We start from the raw sequence: 15,597 nt of genomic DNA on the forward strand, positions 1-15,597 counted from the left end.
ACTGCGTCGAGACAGGCGGAATAGGCCTCCACCCACGCCGGTTCGCCGTGATATGCCCCTCACTCTCCCGGAGCCCGTCCGTGCGCTGGTCGACGGCCGGAACTTCGCCACCGTCGCCACCCTCGACCCGGACGGGGGACCGCAGACCTCCGTCGTCTGGGTCGGCCTCGACGACGGCGACCTCGTCTTCAGCGCGACCGAGGACCGCCGGAAGGTCCGCAACCTGCGGCGCGACCCCCGCATCAGCGTCTCGATCACCGACGCCGAGAACCCTTACCGGCACACCCAGCTGCGCGGCACCGTCACGATCACCCCCGACCCCGGCAAGGCCCTCCCGAAGACGCTCAGCCACAAGTACCTCGCCCAGGATCCGCCGCCCGAGGACGCCGACGTCCAGCGGGTGATCGTGCGCCTCAAAGCCGAGAAAATCGCCGGCAACGTGAAATAGGGTCCAGACCATGTTCAACGAAGCCACCAAGGCCCTGCTCGACGGCCGCAACTACCCGGTCGTGGCCACCACCAACGCCGACGGCTCGCCGCAGAGCTCCGTCGTCTGGGCGCGCCGCGACGGCGACACCGTGGTCTTCGTGACCGTCCAGGGCCGGCGCAAGGAACGCAACATCCGCCGCGACCCGCGGGTGTCACTCTCCGTCTTCGACCTGGCGGACCCGGAGAACTACGTCGAGATCCGCGGCCGCGCCGAGGTCACCGCCGAGGGCGGCCGCGAGCTGAACGACGAGCTGGCCCGCAAGTACCTCGGCACGGACTTCCCGCCCGAGCCGGCCGACGTCGTGCGCGTGCTCGTGCGCGTTGTTCCCGAACACATCACAGGGCATTCGGCCTGATGATCCCGTTAGGCTGAACCCATGACGATCAGGGCGGTGTTGTTCGACTTCTCCGGTACGTTGTTCCGGCTCGAGCAGGACGAGTCCTGGCTCACCGAACTGACGAACCACGACGGCGAGCCGCTCGACATCGAGGCGCAGGCCGAGCTGATGCGCCGGATGACCGCGCCGGTCGGGCAGGTCGTCGAGCTCGACGCCGAGCACGTGCACGCCTGGCACCACCGGGACCGCGACCCCGCGCTGCACCGGAAGGTGTACCTCGAGGTGCTCAAGAAGTCCGGCGTCCCGCACGCCGACCAGGCGCGGGCGCTCTACGACCGGCTCATCGATCCCAGCCAGTGGACGCCGTACCCGGACACCGAAGCCGCGCTGAAGGCGGCCGCCGAGCGGGGGCTGAAGGTCGGCGTGCTGAGCAACATCGCCTTCGACATCCGGCCCGCGTTCACCGCCCGCGGGTGGGACGCCTACGTCGACGAGTTCGTGCTGTCCTTCGAGGTCGGCGCGGTCAAGCCGGAGCTGGAGATCTTCCGCAAGGCCGTCGAGTCCCTCGGCGTGCCGGCCACCGAGACGCTGATGGTCGGCGACAGCGAGGAGGCCGACGGCGGCGCCCGCGCCCTGGGCTGCGAGTTCGCGCTGGTCGACCCGCTGCCCACCGCCGACCGGCCGGACGCCCTGCTCACGGCGCTGCGCACCCACGGCGTCGGCTGACCGGCTGCGACGTCGCTCACGCCCACCCCGTACCCTTTCAGGGTGGCCCTTCACCTTTTCGACACAGCGACCCGGAGCGTACGGGAGTTCCACCCCGTCCGTAGCGGAACGGCGTCGATCTACGTGTGTGGTGCCACCGTGCAGGGCGTTCCGCACATCGGGCACGTCCGCGGCGTCCTGAACTACGACGTCCTGCGCCGCTGGCTGGTCCACAGTGGACTGGACGTGCTGCTGGTCCGCAACGTCACGGACATCGACGACAAGATCCTGACCAAGGCCGCCGAGAACGAGCGGCCCTGGTGGGAGTGGGGCGCGACGCACGAACGCGCCTTCGAAGAGGCATACGAGCAGCTGGGCTGCCTGCCGCCGTCGATCAACCCGCGCGCGACCGGGCACGTCACCCAGATGGTCGAGCTGATGGACCGCCTCATCGAGGCCGGCCACGGCTACGTCGCGGACGGCGACGTCTACTTCTCGGTGAAGTCGTTCGACGACTACGGCAAGCTCTCCGGCCAGGTCCTGGAGGACGTCCAGCAGGGCGAGACGCCGACCCGCGGCAAGCGCGACCCGCGCGACTTCACCATGTGGAAGAGCGCGAAGCCGGGCGAGCCGTCGTGGCCGACACCGTGGGGGCAGGGCCGGCCGGGCTGGCACCTCGAGTGCTCGGCGATGGCGACGGCGTACCTCGGCGCGGAGTTCGACATCCACGGCGGCGGCATCGACCTGGTCTTCCCGCACCACGAGAACGAGCGCGCCCAGTCCAACGCGGCGGGCGACGCGTTCGCGCGGTTCTGGCTGCACAACGCCTGGGTGACCATGTCGGGCGAGAAGATGTCGAAGTCGCTCGGCAACACCGTGTCGATCCCCGCGATGCTGGACCGCTACCGGGCCCCGGAGCTGCGGTACTACCTGGTCCAGCCGCACTACCGGTCGACCATCGAGTACTCCGACGCCGCGGTCTCCGAGGCCGCGCAGGGCTACCGGCGGATCGAGACGTTCCTGCGCCGCGCCGCGCAGCCGGGCGACGTGCCGGTCGGCACGATCCCCGAGGCCTTCGCGAACGCGCTCGACGACGACCTCGCCACCCCGCAGGCGTTCGCCGTGGTCCACACCACGGTGCGGGACGGTAACGCCGCCCTCGACGCGGGCGACACCTCAAAGGCACTCGAATTCGCCGCGGCCGTCCGCGCGATGACCGACGTGCTCGGCCTCGACCCGCTGTCCGCGCGCTGGTCCGAGGCGGGCGGTTCCGAAACGCCCACCAAAGAAGCGCTGTCTCGCATCGTCGAAGGGCTGCTGGCCGAGCGCCAGCAGGCCCGGGCCGAGAAGGACTTCGCTCGCGCGGACGCCGCCCGTGACCGCCTCCAGCAGGCGGGCATCGTGGTGGAGGACACCCCCAACGGTCCTCAGTGGACTGTGAAGTCCGACTGAACCGGCTTTCTACGCAAGGAACTTTCACCATGGCAGGCAACTCGCGGCGCCAGGGCGCGATCCGCAAGACGGGCACCAAGAAGGGTGCCGTCGTCGGCTCGGGCGGTCAGCGCCGCAAGGCCCTCGAAGGCAAGGGCCCGACCCCGAAGGCGGAGGACCGTCCCGGGCACAAGGCCTACCGGTCGGCCAACGCCGCGACGAAGCGCGACCAGGCGCGGCAGAAGAAGGCCGACAAGCCGGAGCTGATCGCCGGGCGCAACCCGGTGGTCGAGGCGCTGCGCGCGGGCGTCCCGGCGACGGCGTTGTACGTCGCGCTGAACATCGAAATCGACGACCGCGTGAACGACGCCGTCCGGCTGGCCGGCGACAAGGGCATCTCGATCCTGGAGATCCCGCGCGAGGAGCTGGACCGCAAGACCAACCGGGCCGTGCACCAGGGCCTGGGCCTGCAGGTCCCGCCGTTCGAGTACGCGCACCCGGACGACCTGATGGCGGCGGCGCGCAACTCGGGCGAGGTCCCGCTGTTCGTCGCGCTCGACGGCGTCACCGACCCCCGCAACCTGGGCGCGGTGATCCGCTCGGCGGCCGCGTTCGGCGCGCACGGCGTGCTGCTGCCGGAGCGGCGCAGCGCGGGCATGACGGCGGTGGCGTGGCGGACGAGCGCGGGCACGGCGGCGAAGCTGCCGATCGCGGTGGCGACGAACCTGACGCGGCAGCTCAAGGCGTGGGCGAACGAGGGCCTGATGCTGGTGGGTCTGGACGCCGACGGTTCGGTGGACATCGACGAGCTCGCGCTGGCGGCCGACCCGCTGGTCATCGTGCTCGGCTCGGAGGGCCGCGGGCTGTCCCGCCTGGTGCGGGAAACGTGTGACGCGACGGTGTCGATCCCGATGGCCGCGGGCGTGGAATCCCTCAACGCCTCGGTGGCGGCGGGGGTCCTGCTCGCGGAGGTGGCGCGCCGCCGTCGTCTCGCCGGGCGGGTCTGACACGACCACCCAGCCGGGTTAAGGTCACCGTCGGATAGACCGAGGGGACCCGATGTCGTTCGTTTCGCCGCTCTTCTTGTGGTACTTCATGCCGGCGGTGCTCATCGCCGTGCTGGTGTGCCCGCAGCGCTGGCGAAACGGCATCATCGCGGTCGCCAGCCTGCTGTTCTACACGATCGGCGCCGGCGGGTTCGTGTTCCTGCTGCTCGGCTGCATGGTCGTCAACTTCCTGGCGGGACCGCTGCTGGCCCCGAGCTCCTGGGACGTCCACGGCGTCCGGAGGCGCCGGATCCTCATCGCGGTGGTGTCGTTCGACGTCGCGGTGCTGCTGATCTGGAAGTACGCGGGCTTCGCGACCCAGCAGATCGCGGCGGTGGCCCACTGGTTCGGCGGCAGCGTGCCGGTGGCGAGCCTGGTGGTCCCGATCGGCATCTCGTTCTTCACGTTCCACCACATCTCGTACGTGGTCGACATCTACCGCGGCGAGCGTCAGGCGCTGCGCAACCCGGTGTCGTTCGCGGCGTACATCGCGATGTTCCCGCAGCTGGTGGCGGGCCCGATCGTGCGCTACCGGGAGATCGCCGACCAGCTCCCCCAGCTGCGCTCGCACCGCCTGGACGACATCGCGGCGGGCTTTCCCCGGTTCGCGCTGGGCCTGTGCAAGAAGACGATCATCGCGGACTCACTGAGCCCACTGGTGGACGCGTGTTTCAAGGTCCCCTCGGACCAGATGACGTTCACCACGGCCTGGCTGGGCGCGATCGGCTACACCCTCCAGCTGTTCTTCGACTTCTCGGGCTATTCGGACATGGCCATCGGCCTCGGCCGCATGCTGGGCTTCCGGCTGCCGGAGAACTTCGCGAGGCCGTATTCCTCGGTGACGATCACGGAGTTCTGGCGCCGCTGGCACATGAGCTTGAGCCGCTGGTTCCGCGACTACGTGTACATCCCCCTGGGCGGCAACCGCCACGGAGCGGCCAAGACGTATCGCAACCTCTGCACAGTGTTCGTCCTGACGGGCTTCTGGCACGGAGCCCAGTGGACGTTCCTGGTGTGGGGCTGCTACCACGGCGCCCTCCTGGTGATCGAGCGCCGTTTCGGCCTGGACCTGGACCCGTCGACACCGTGGAAGCGCTACCTCCGCAGGGCCCTGACGATGTTGCTGGTGGTGATCGGCTGGGTGTTCTTCCGATCCCCGGACCTCGGCCACGCGCTGTCGATGCTCGGCCACATGCTGATCCCCGACTTCGACGGCCTGGGAGCAGGGGTGGAGCAGGCCTTCACAAACCAGCGCCTGGTGTTGCTCCTGGCCGCACTGGCGGTGTTCGCACTGCCGGCCCACCCGGTAACGGGCCCCCTGTTGGAGTCATCGAGAAGCCGCCCGGCAACGGCCCTGCGCATCGGAGTGATGACGGTGGGCCTGCTGTACGCGGCAATCCTGATCGCAACGGGAACATTCAGCCCATTCTTGTACTACCAGTTCTGAAAACCACACTCCCGACCGCACAAGGCCACACAAGGCCACCACCGACCACACCCCCCTGCCGAACCGATACGCAGCCGCCTCAGCGGCCGCCAGGCCGGGTCAAGGCACGCTTTCCCGCCTTGACGCGGTCTGGCGGCCGTTGAACAATCCGGCGTTCGGGTCGGCGGGGAGCTGCCGACAGACGGCCGAACCGGCAGCATGATCAGCGCCGCCCAATCCCGACCAGCCACCCAATCCCGACCACCCGAGAGCCCCCGAGAAGTGACCAACCCGACGACCGACCTGTCCAAGACCCAGGCGTGATCCCGTACGTGGACAACCACAACGGCCCCCGCCGCCTCCTCACCATAGAAATCCCCCACCTGGGCCACACAGTCCGCGCTTACGCGCCGATAGCGAGCATCGACGGCCGCCAGTACGTCGTCTCCTGGGGCTCGGTCTCGTTCGAAATCCCGGCCGACCGGAACGTCCACGTGAGCGTCCACCTCCACACGAACAGCGGCCACGAGCACACGATCACCCCGTTCGCCTCGATCGTCCTCTCGCCCCACCCGGCACCGATGCGTCTGGTCACCCAGTTCGTCCCGAGCCAGGGCCCCGAAGGCGCGCTCGTCCCCCTCGTCTGAGGAAGCTCCTTCAGTATCCCCAACCCGCTCACCCGAACGGCCCAAGCGTGAAACCCTGGCCCCGTGCTGACCACGCGGTACCTCTTCCTCACCCGTCACGGTGAAGCGGGACCGGACGGAAGGCTCACCGAAGCCGGCCGGCGCCAAGCCGTCCTGCTCGGACGTCGTCTCCGCGACGTTCCGGTCACCTCGATCCACCACGGCCCCCTGCCGCGGGCCGCACAGACCGCCCACCTCGTCGCCGGCCAGCTCCCGGGCGTTCCCCTCCACGTCGAGAAGGCGGCCGGCGACTTCGTCCCGTACACGCCGAAGCGCGAGGAACTCCCGGAAACCTCCGGCGACCTCCTGCTCGCCTTCACCCGCCAATTCCCGCCCGCCGACGAAGAACTGGCCGCCGACGCCGAACGCCGGTTCAGCGGTCCCGTGCCCGGAAACGAGCCCAGGTACGAAGTCCTCGTCACGCACAACTTCCTCGCCGGCTGGCTCATCCGCGCGGCCCAGGACGCACCGCCGTGGCGCTGGCTCACCCTGACCCACGCCAACGCGGGCCTGACCGTCATCCGGTACTCCCCGGGACGGCCCGCCGCGCTGCTGACCTACAACGACCTGAGCCACCTCCCCGCCGAACTGCGGTGGACCGGCTTCCCACCCGACTTTTACGTTCCGTGATCGGCAACCGCGAAGCGTGTCCGCCCCGGAAACGGCTCCCGCCCGAATGGCCGAACGTGTCAGGATGCGTGGATGAACCAGGTTCCGGCGCCCACTTCCGATCGGCTCGGCGACTACCTCGCCGCCGACGCCGTCGTCGACCACGAGCACCCGTCGATCCGCGCGCTGGCCGACGCTCTGCGTCCCGGCGGCGACGATCCCGCCGAGGCCGCCGAAGCCGCGTTCCTCTTCGTCCGGGACGAGGTCGAGCACGTCATGGACGCGGCCGACCCGCGGGTCACCTGGCGAGCGTCGGACGTCCTGCGCGAGCGCGTCGGGATCTGCTATGCCAAGGCGCACCTGCTCGCCGCTTTGCTGCGGGCACAAGGGATTCCGGCCGGTTTCTGCTACCAGGAGCTCTCCGCGCTGCACGGGCTGAATGCCGTGTACCTGCACGGCAAGTGGTCCCGGCTCGACGCCCGCGGCAACCGCACGGGTGCCGGCGGCGAGTTTTCGCTCGACGCGGAAAAACTGGCCTGGCCGGTCGACCTCGCCCGCGGTGAACGCGACCACCCGGAGATCCACCCGGCACCCGCCCCGGTCGTGGTGGATTACCTGATGACCGCCGAACCGGGCCCCGGCTGGTACGAAAAGGGGCTCCCGCGCACGCTTTGATCATGGTTTTCCCTATTTTTCGGAAAACCGGCCGACTCGGTGAATTATTGCCGAGAGTGACGTCTGTCCGTCAGTCCTGTCCCCCGAACTTCTTATTTCGCACACCTCGGTAGGCGCGTAAAGTGACTCCCCGCGCTCGAACAGACACTTTACGCATACGTCCGTTCGGGTGGTTCGAGGGAGGTGAAGCACGTGGCCGCGGCTGGCGGACGCCTCCGCCGTACCCCACTGCAAGAGATCTTCTGGACCAGGACGAGCCTGCTCCTCACGGTGCTGGTCGTGGTCGCCGGCCTGAGCCTGTGGATCGCCGGCCTGATGGAACCCGGCACCGGGAAGAACCTGGTGACGTCGCTGGGCACCGGCACCCTGATCTCCGCGATCGTCGGGTTCGGTCAGACACTGATCACCGCCAGCGCGTCGCAGCAGGCACTCGTCACCCCGGTGATCGAGGAAAGCCGGCGCGCGCTGGAGGACCTGAGCGCCGAATACCGCGCGCTGAACAAGGAGTTCTTCCCCACCGACGTCTTCGAGGCGACGACCGATCCCGACCCCGCCTTCAACCGCGCGCTGATGGCCGACCTCGACGCGACCCGGCAGTACTTCTTCCGCGGTTTCTCCGGGCGGCACGCGGCCGCCCGGCTGCTGCTTTCCCGCACCGAACGGGAACTGCGGGCCGTCATCGCCGATCCGCGCGACGCGAGCTCGATCAGCGGGCGCGCCCGGTACCTGCTGCGGCGTGAGGCGGCCGACGTCGACTACGAACGGATCCAGACCCGGCTCGACGAAGAGATCCGGATCGGGCTCGTCGGCCTCTTCCTGGCGCGCAGCCGCTGCGCGTCGGTCGACATCACCGTGGTCGCCGACCCACCGCTGGACCGGCTCGAGATGTTCGACGACAGCGTGTGGGTGTCGCTCTACAGCGACGTCCGCGGCGCCACGAAGCTGTACCCGCGGTCCCTGCGGTTCACCGAAGGTTCCTTCCTCTACAACATGGAACGCGCCGAATTCGTGCGCGTCTCGCAGTCCCGGACCGGCCGCCACTTCCGCATCACGTCCGCGACGACGCGGACGGATTTCCTGGCGCTGTTCGAGAAGATCACCGGATCCCCGTTGTCCGAGGAGCAGTTCCGCGAGCTGGAGGGCAAGTTCCACGCCTTCCGCGCGGAGTTCTCCGCAGTCGCCGAGCTAGGGAGCTGACCTTGCTCACCCGCCTGTCCCCCCTTTCCGAACTGGCCACGCGCCTGCGCACGGCCAGGTTCCCGCTCGCCGCGGACTGGCGCGCGGTCGACGGCTGGTTCCGGCCGTGGGCCGCCCAGGCCGGGCTGCGGGAAGAGCTGCGCACGCAGCTCCGCGCGCTGTCCGCCGCGCAGGCCACCAAGGTCCTGCGCTCGTCCCGGGAAACGACCACCCACTTCGCCTGGTGCCTGCTCGATTCGCCGACCGACCCGTTTTCCTTCTGGCTGCACGAATACAAGGCGCAGCAGGACTGGCGGGAGGGGTACGCGGATTCGGTGCACAACCACAGGTACCACTTCTGCACCACGATCCTCCGCGGTGACTACCTGCACGAAAGGTACGAGACGACGATCGACGCCGGCACCGGGCTGATCACGTCCGCGCGGTTGCGCCGCCGGACGCGGTGCCTGGCGGGTGCGTGCGCCACCATGCTGGCCGACGAATTCCACCGGATCCCGGAAGCGGCCACCGGAACGATGACTTTCCTCGTCAAATCACGCCCGGTGAGCAGTTTCAGCTTGTCTTTCGATCCAGCCGGCGGAATCGGTCATCGTCACGTTCCGGCAGAGGTCCGATTGGGGGAATTGGCCGACCGCATCTAGCTACACACCGGCGTCAGCGGCGCTTACCATTACTCCACCCGTCTGAACACCACGGCCGGGATGGGAGAGGTGTATGCGCACGCAGGAAAGCACGATCGACCACGTCATCGTCGACGCCGTCGGTAATCGGGTCCACCGGCTCTGCCGGGAGTACGCCGATCGGCTGCCGTTCCACGGGTGGCACCACGTGAATTTCGTCCGCACGAAGGCGGCCGGTTTCGCCCGGCACAACGGTGCCGACGCGGCGGTGGTGGAAGTGGCCGCGCTGGTGCACGACGTCAACTACCTGGTGCTCCGGAACTCGCCCGCCGCGGCGGGCCGGAGCCTGCGGCGGGAAATCCTCGCCGAATGCGGCGTTCCGGCGTGGATCGCGCGGTGGATCGACGAGATCGTCGACGAAGCGGAAATGGCCACGCGCGGCCGTAACATTTCGCTGGAAGCGCAGGCGCTGAGCGACGCGGACACGTTGTTCAAGGCGTTGCCGGTGACGCCGGTGGTGCTGGCGCACCGGTACCTGCGCGAGAACGGGCTGAGCCTGCGCGAGCTGGCGGACAAGATCGTCGGCGAGCAGTGCGACGTCCACGACGAGGGCTACTACTTCTACAACCCGGAGGCGGCGGCCACGTACTCCCGCTGGGCGACGGCGAACCTGCAGCTGTGGCGGTGCATCAAGGAGGCGGTCGACGACCCGACGGTGGCGGAGCTGCTGGACGCGGTCGCTTCCTAGCCCTGCCCGTAGCCCCGCAGCCGTTCGACGACGTTGGCGACCTCGGGCGGCGGCAGCAGGCTGGGCCGGCCGGCGCTCTGCGCGAGCAGCCACACGCGGCAGGCCCATTCGAGCTGCTGGGCGCGGTGGTAGGCGGCCTCGAGGCCGTCGCCGTAGGTGAGGGTGCCGTGGTTGGCCAGCAGGCAGCCACGGCGCCCTTCGAGCGCCTCCAGCACGGCGGCCGCGAGCTCCGGCGTGCCGTAGGTGGCGTAGCGCGCGACGCGCACCGAGGGACCGATGGTGGCGATGATGTAGTGGATCGGCGGAACCTCACGCACGAGCGTCGAGACGGCGGTGGCGTGCGGCGAGTGCGTGTGCACGACGGCGGTGACGGGCTCACTGTCCGGGTCACGGACGTCCCAGTACACGGACAGGTGCATCGGCAGTTCACTGGTCGGCTTGAGCGAGCCATCGACAACCTGCCCCCCGAGATCGACGACCGCGATGTCGCCGGGGGTCAGGCTGGAGTAGGCGACCCCGGTGGGCGTGACGGCGACGAGATCACCGGCCCGCAGCGAGACGTTGCCGGAGGTACCGACGACCAGGCCATCACCGACCATCCGGCGCGCATAGGCGCACACAGCGGCCCGCTCGGTCTCGAGGATCATGCGCAGGTCCCGTCTCGTGGGTGATCAGCAACTGAGCTGAACACTGCCAGCCACCCACAAGCTTCGGCCACCTCCCCGGACGGGGGATTTATTCGCTTTGCCGAGTCGGGCCGGGTTGGGTCGGGCCGGGCTTGGGCGCCGGGAGCGGTTACCCGCCGGGCCAGGTCGGGCCGGGCCAGGTCGGGCCGGGTCGGGTCGGGCCAGGTCGGGCCGGGTCGGGTCGGGTCGGGTCGGCCCGGGCTTGCGCATCGCCAGAGGATCACGGGGCTGGCAGGCCGCGGTCGGCCCGGCCGCAGGCCGCAGGCCGCGGTCCACGGTTCGCGAGGCCGCGGGTCCGCGGTCCGCGCGGCCGTCAGGCCGCGGTCCGCCCGGAACCGGCAGGCAGCGCACGACCGGCCCCCCACCCAGGCCTCCCCCGCCACCCCGATCCGAAGCCAAAACACGGACGGTGGTGCCGGGTCAAGGCACGCTTTCCCGCCTTGACGCGGCACCACCGTCCGTAGTCACAATCCGGCTTCGGGGTGGTGGGACTCCCAAAATCTACGAACAACCCAAGCCGATGTGGATAACTAAGCCTTCGCCGGAGCAGCCGGAGCCGCCGGAGGGCCAGCGGGAGCCGCCGAAACCTTCGGAGCGGGCGCAGGCTTCCGGTCCCCGTTCGCGGCAGGAGCAGCAGAAGCGGCAGGGGCAGCAGCAGAGGCGTCCTCCGCCGGCGCCAGCAGCCGCATAGCCTCCTTGACCGCCACATCCGTCGCCGCGATCCGCTCGGCCACCTTCGCCCGCAGGTCCAGCGCCAGCTTCCGGTTCTGATCCGCCGAAGCCTGCGACGCCTGAGCCGAAGCCAGCGCGGCCTCCGTCTCCTGCTTCTTCCGCGCGAACTCCTCCTCGAAGGCCTTCTTCCGCGCGGCCAGCTCCTCCGCCGCCTTCTGGTCCGCCTTCTCGCGCAGAGAAGCAGCCGCCGCCTCGGCCGCCGCGTCCGCTTCCTTGCGGGCTCGCTCGGCCGCCGCCGCCTGCTCGACCCTCTTGGCGCCCGCCGCCGCGTTCAGCTTCTCGATCTCGCCCCTCGCCTGCGACAGCAGCCGGGCGCGCTCCTCCTCCGCGTCCTTCGCCAGCTTGTCGGCCGTGCGGCGGGTCTCGTGCGCGTACTTGTCCGCCTGGTCGCGGGTCGAGGCCGCGTCGGCCTCGGCGGCCGATCGGAGATCCGCGATCTCCTCCTCGGCGAGCTGCATCATCATCCGGACGCGCTCGGCCATCGCGCCCGCGCCGGACGGGCTCGAGCTCATCCTGGCCAGGGCGGCCTTCGTCTCGGCCAGCTCCTTCTGCGCGTACGCGAGGGCCTTCGTCAGGTCCGAGGACGTCGCGACGGCGTCGTCACGGTTGCGGGACGTCTCGCGAAGCTCCTTGGTCAGCTCGGCGAGACGCGCGTCGACCTGACGCTGGTTGTAGCCGCGGACACCGACGGCGAACTGGGCAGTCTTCGGAGCGGACTGGGGCTTCTCAGGCGCGACCATCGGGCCACCTTAATGAGCAAGGGTCCTTCGATGCGTACCGCCAAACGGATGCATCACGAATATTGGAACCCCCGGTAACGCATGGCATCCTGAATCGCCGACCGAACGCGAGGAGACCACTTTGGACATACTCGCGGACATCGGCGCGCACTGGCCCGTCTACGCCACCATGCCGCTCATCGCCGCCCTGATCGGCTACCTCACCAAGCGCGTCGCCATCGAGATGATGTTCCGGCCCCTGGAGTTCGCCGGCGTCAAACCCTTCGGCTGGCAGGGCGTCATCCCGGCGAACGCGCGGCGGATGGCCACCACGGCCGTCGACCTGCTGACCCGCAACCTCGTCGACCCGCAGGAGATCTTCGCCCGGCTCGACCCGGAAGAAATGGTCAAAGAGCTCGAACCACCCCTGCTGAAGGCCGTCGAGGAGGTCACGCGGGAAGTCATGGAGACCTACCAGCCGCGGCTCTGGGAACTGCTGCCGGCGCGGGCGCAGCAGCTGCTCGTCGACCAGGTCCGCGCGCAGGCGCCGATCGTCGTCAAGCGGCTGCTGCGGGAGGTCTCGGCCAACATCGACGACGTCCTCGACGTCGACGACATGCTGATCAACGCCATGGTCCGCGACAAGTCGCTGACCTGCCGGCTGATCCGCGAGGTCGCCGCGCCCGAGTTCCGGTTCATCGCGCGCTCGGGGATCTGGTTCGGGTTCGTGATCGGGCTCGTCCAGTTCGCCGCCTGGGCGCTGACGAAAGAGCCGCTCATCATGCCGGTCTTCGGTTTCGTCACGGGCTTCGTCACGGACTGGCTCGCCCTCAAGATGATCTTCTACCCGCGCGAGCCCCGCGGGTTCGGCGTCTTCCGCTGGCAGGGCATGTTCCAGAAGCGCCGCCAGGAGGTCGCCGCCGACTACGGTGCGCTGATCGCCGACGAGGTGCTCACCGTGCGGAACGTGATGGAGGCCGTGCTCACCGGGCCGCGTGCCGACAAGCTGTTCGCCATGGTCACCCGCGAGGTCCAGCGCACGATCGACGCGCAGGCGAGCATCGCCAAGCCGCTGGTCGCGCTGACCATCGGCGGCCGGCAGTACCAGGAGATGAAGCGCGCGGCCGCCGCCAAAGCGATCGAATTCCTCCCCGAAACGGTGAAACACGTCGAGAGCTACGCCACCGGTGCCCTCGACGTCCGGAACACGATCGTCACGAAGATGCGGCAGCTGACCCCGCTCGAGTTCGAGGGCATCCTGCGGCCGGCCTTCAAGCAGGACGAGTGGAAGCTCATCGCCGTCGGCGCGGTCATCGGTGGCCTGGTGGGCGAACTGCAGGTGCTCCTGCTGCTCGGGTAGCCGGTACGGTTTCGATCTCGGGATCGCGAGGGAGGCCGGAATGGACGCTGTCCTGCACGACCTCGCCCTGCACTGGCCGCTGTACGCGGCGATGCCGTTCGTCGCCGCGCTGATCGGGTGCGTCACCAAGCGCGTCGCCATCGAGATGATGTTCCGGCCGCTGGAGTTCGTGGGCATCCCGCCGCTGCTCGGCTGGCAGGGCGTCGTCCCGAAGCACGGCGGGCGGATGGCCGCGGTCGCGACCGAGCTGCTGACGGCGAACCTGCTGGACCTCAAGGAGGTCCTGGGCCGGATCGACCCGGTGATCATCACCAGCGAGCTGGAGCAGCCGCTGCTGCGCGCGGTCGACCACATCGCCCGCGAGGTGCTGGCCGAGCACCACCCGCGGCTGTGGGAGGTCCTGCCGACGCTGGCGCAGGAGCTGCTGATCAAGCAGGTCCAGGCGTCGGCGCCGCGGCTGGTGCGGGACTTCCTCGACGACGTCCGCGAGAACCTCGACGAGGTGCTCGACGTCCAGCACATGACGGTCCAGCGGCTGACCCGCGACAAGAAGCTGCTGGTGCGGCTGATCCGCGAGACGTCCCGCCCGGAGATGGCGTTCATCGCGCGGATGGGCATCTACTTCGGGTTCGGGCTGGGCCTCGTGCAGACGATCGTGTGGGCGGTCACGCGCGAGCCGTGGGTGCTGCCGGTGTTCGGCGGCGTCATCGGGCTGTGCACGGACTGGCTGGCGATCAAGCTGATCTTCGTCCCCCGCGAGCCGGTGCGCGTGGGCCGGGTGATCTTCCAGGGCAAGTTCCAGCGCCGGCGGGCCGAGGTGGCGCGGCAGTACGGCGAGCTGATCGCGACCGAGGTCCTCACCGTCCAGAACCTGCTCGACGCGGTCCTGCGCGGCCCCCGCGCCGACCGGCTGGCCGCCCGCGTGGAGCACCTGGTGTCGGAAACGGTCGACGCGCAGATGCCCCTGGCCTGGACGGTGGGCGGCACGCGCCTGCGCGAGATGAAGCACGCGGCGGCCCGGAAGGCGCTGGAGCAGCTGCCGGACACGGCCCGGTACGCCGAGGGCTACCTGACCGAGGCGATGGACGTCGCGAAGGTGATCGAGCAGCGGATGCTGGCGTTGACGCCGCTGGAGTTCGAGGGCCTGCTGCGGCCGGCGTTCCGGCAGGACGAGTGGAAGCTCATCGCCGTCGGCGGGGTGATCGGGTTCGTGGTCGGGGAGCTGCAGGTCCTGCTGATGCTGGGTTAGGCCGCCGCGACCAGATCCGGGGCCGGGTCCACCGACCGGACCCGGGTCCGGCGGTCGCGCTGCCAGGCGAGCACCCGGCAGACGACGTAGATCAGGAACGAAATCGCCGTCACGAACGCGCTCACCGGCAGGCCCGGGGCCAGCGACAGCACGATCCCGCCGATCGCCGAGACCTCGGCGAACACCACCGACAGCACCGTCGCCTTCCAGGGGGACGCCGTGACGCGAGCGGCCGCGGCCGCCGGCGTCACCATCAGGGCGACCACCAGCAGCGAGCCGACCACCTTCACGCTCAGCGCCGTCGAGACGCCCACCAGCAGCGCGAACACCACTGTCAGCGTCTTCACCGGGACCCCGCGCGCCACGGCCACGTTGCGGTCCACCGAAGCGAACAGCAACGGCCGGTACACCAGCGCCAGCACCGCCAGCACCACCACCGACGAGACCACGAACAACGTCAGGTTCGTGGAGTCGATCGTGATGATCTGGCCGGTCAGGATCCCGAACTTGTTCCCCTGCCGTCCTTTGTAGAGCGCCAGGAACAGCACGCCCAGCCCCAGCCCGAAGGACAGGATCACGCCGATCACCGAGTCGCGGTCGGCGTCACGGGCACCGAGGATGCCCAGCAGCAGGGCCGCCACCACCGCACCGATCAGCGCGCCGTACTCGACGCCGATCCCGAGCAGCAGGGCCGCCGCGCCGCCGGTGAACGCCAGCTCGGACGTCCCGTGCACCGCGAACGACATCCGCCGCATCACGATCAGCGGGCCCAGCACGCCGGCCACCAGGCCGAGGATCGCCGCCGCCAGCAGCGCCGTCTGGACGCCGTCGAGTTCGGTGATCAGCTCCCAGGTCTTGCCGAAGTCGAACAGATCCAAGAC

General features: G+C 69.6%; 17 protein-coding genes. 14 read left to right on the forward strand and 3 right to left on the reverse strand.

Annotated features, from left to right (window positions below):
• The first annotated feature begins 52 nt into the window (after positions 1 to 52).
• The 12 genes from AB0F52_RS03945 (at position 53) to AB0F52_RS04000 (ending at position 9,970) form a co-directional block, all read left to right on the forward strand.
• On the forward strand, positions 53 to 448 hold the full coding sequence (locus AB0F52_RS03945; protein WP_360164255.1) for a PPOX class F420-dependent oxidoreductase: 396 nt from the start codon (positions 53 to 55) through the stop codon (positions 446 to 448).
• Positions 449 to 458: 10 nt separating this feature from the next.
• Complete coding sequence (locus AB0F52_RS03950; RefSeq protein WP_360164257.1) at positions 459 to 845, forward strand: PPOX class F420-dependent oxidoreductase; 387 nt, start codon at positions 459 to 461, stop codon at positions 843 to 845.
• Positions 846 to 866: 21 nt separating this feature from the next.
• Positions 867 to 1,553, forward strand: a complete 687-nt coding sequence (locus tag AB0F52_RS03955) for an HAD family hydrolase (protein WP_360164259.1) — start codon at positions 867 to 869, stop codon at positions 1,551 to 1,553.
• Between the two features lie 42 nt (positions 1,554 to 1,595).
• Positions 1,596 to 2,984, forward strand: coding sequence for a cysteine--tRNA ligase (gene cysS / locus AB0F52_RS03960; RefSeq protein ID WP_360164261.1), 1,389 nt, complete (start codon positions 1,596 to 1,598; stop codon positions 2,982 to 2,984).
• Between the two features lie 29 nt (positions 2,985 to 3,013).
• Positions 3,014 to 3,970: a 23S rRNA (guanosine(2251)-2'-O)-methyltransferase RlmB gene (rlmB, locus tag AB0F52_RS03965; RefSeq protein WP_360164263.1), complete on the forward strand. Its 957-nt coding sequence runs from the start codon at positions 3,014 to 3,016 to the stop codon at positions 3,968 to 3,970.
• Between the two features lie 52 nt (positions 3,971 to 4,022).
• Positions 4,023 to 5,456: an MBOAT family protein gene (locus tag AB0F52_RS03970; RefSeq protein WP_360164265.1), complete on the forward strand. Its 1,434-nt coding sequence runs from the start codon at positions 4,023 to 4,025 to the stop codon at positions 5,454 to 5,456.
• A 299-nt stretch (positions 5,457 to 5,755) separates the two neighbouring features.
• On the forward strand, positions 5,756 to 6,082 hold the full coding sequence (locus AB0F52_RS03975) for a hypothetical protein (protein WP_360164267.1): 327 nt from the start codon (positions 5,756 to 5,758) through the stop codon (positions 6,080 to 6,082).
• A 63-nt stretch (positions 6,083 to 6,145) separates the two neighbouring features.
• A complete protein-coding gene (locus AB0F52_RS03980) occupies positions 6,146 to 6,751 on the forward strand; it encodes a histidine phosphatase family protein (protein ID WP_360164269.1) in 606 nt (201 codons plus the stop codon).
• A 72-nt stretch (positions 6,752 to 6,823) separates the two neighbouring features.
• Positions 6,824 to 7,405 (forward strand): transglutaminase domain-containing protein, encoded by a 582-nt coding sequence (locus tag AB0F52_RS03985; protein ID WP_360164271.1) that lies wholly within the window; start codon positions 6,824 to 6,826, stop codon positions 7,403 to 7,405.
• A gap of 183 nt (positions 7,406 to 7,588) precedes the next feature.
• A complete protein-coding gene (locus tag AB0F52_RS03990; protein WP_360164273.1) occupies positions 7,589 to 8,602 on the forward strand; it encodes a hypothetical protein in 1,014 nt (337 codons plus the stop codon).
• 2 nt (positions 8,603 to 8,604) lie between these two features.
• Positions 8,605 to 9,243, forward strand: coding sequence for a hypothetical protein (locus AB0F52_RS03995; protein WP_360164275.1), 639 nt, complete (start codon positions 8,605 to 8,607; stop codon positions 9,241 to 9,243).
• Positions 9,244 to 9,316: 73 nt separating this feature from the next.
• The gene (locus tag AB0F52_RS04000; protein ID WP_360164277.1) at positions 9,317 to 9,970 is read left to right on the forward strand and encodes an HD family phosphohydrolase; all 654 of its coding nucleotides are present in this window, start codon (positions 9,317 to 9,319) and stop codon (positions 9,968 to 9,970) included.
• Here AB0F52_RS04000 and AB0F52_RS04005 read toward each other — a convergent pair.
• The gene (locus tag AB0F52_RS04005; RefSeq protein WP_103343598.1) at positions 9,967 to 10,617 is read right to left on the reverse strand and encodes a class II aldolase/adducin family protein; all 651 of its coding nucleotides are present in this window, start codon (positions 10,615 to 10,617) and stop codon (positions 9,967 to 9,969) included. The two genes, AB0F52_RS04000 and AB0F52_RS04005, sit on opposite strands and share 4 nt — an antisense overlap.
• A 569-nt stretch (positions 10,618 to 11,186) precedes the next feature.
• Positions 11,187 to 12,128 (reverse strand): hypothetical protein, encoded by a 942-nt coding sequence (locus AB0F52_RS04010; RefSeq protein WP_360164279.1) that lies wholly within the window; start codon positions 12,126 to 12,128, stop codon positions 11,187 to 11,189.
• 169 nt (positions 12,129 to 12,297) lie between these two features.
• Here AB0F52_RS04010 and AB0F52_RS04015 point away from each other — a divergent pair, with 169 nt between their 5' ends.
• Complete coding sequence (locus AB0F52_RS04015) at positions 12,298 to 13,467, forward strand: DUF445 family protein (RefSeq protein ID WP_360164603.1); 1,170 nt, start codon at positions 12,298 to 12,300, stop codon at positions 13,465 to 13,467.
• Positions 13,468 to 13,507: 40 nt separating this feature from the next.
• Positions 13,508 to 14,716, forward strand: coding sequence for a DUF445 domain-containing protein (locus tag AB0F52_RS04020; protein WP_360164281.1), 1,209 nt, complete (start codon positions 13,508 to 13,510; stop codon positions 14,714 to 14,716).
• Here AB0F52_RS04020 and AB0F52_RS04025 read toward each other — a convergent pair.
• Positions 14,713 to 15,594 carry a metal ABC transporter permease gene (locus AB0F52_RS04025; protein ID WP_360164283.1) on the reverse strand — a complete coding sequence of 294 codons (882 nt, stop codon included), beginning with the start codon at positions 15,592 to 15,594 and terminating at the stop codon, positions 14,713 to 14,715. The genes AB0F52_RS04020 and AB0F52_RS04025 overlap by 4 nt on opposite strands.
• Positions 15,595 to 15,597 lie beyond the last annotated feature (3 nt).

Source organism: Amycolatopsis sp. NPDC024027, from assembly GCF_040638975.1.
GTDB lineage: Bacteria > Actinomycetota > Actinomycetes > Mycobacteriales > Pseudonocardiaceae > Amycolatopsis.